This is a genomic window from Zoogloea sp. LCSB751, from assembly GCF_002028455.1.
GTDB lineage: Bacteria > Pseudomonadota > Gammaproteobacteria > Burkholderiales > Rhodocyclaceae > Zoogloea.
Window position 1 is genome coordinate 1 of the sequence record NZ_MWUM01000712.1, and the last position, 230, is coordinate 230.

Consider the following 230-nt stretch of genomic DNA (forward strand, 5'->3'; position numbering starts at 1 on the left):
CCGTTCCGCCCCTTCGATGTCAATGCCATTCCCTTCGCCAGCCACTACGGCCGGCAGGAGGAGCGGATGCACTTCAGCTCACCCATGGTGCTCAAGCTGGCGAGCGGAGAGAAGCTGCAGGCCAAGAGTTCGGACATCTCTCTCGGCGGGATCCGGGTCTTGGTCCCCTATCTGCCCGACTACCAGACCGGCGACCACATCGAGGTCTTCTTCACCGGCCTGGAACGCGA

General features: G+C 63.0%; 1 protein-coding gene. It reads left to right on the forward strand.

The genetic code is table 11. The features are described from left to right. Positions 1 to 230 (forward strand): PilZ domain-containing protein (locus B4920_RS28285; protein WP_139379811.1); only part of this gene is annotated, 230 nt, incomplete at both ends.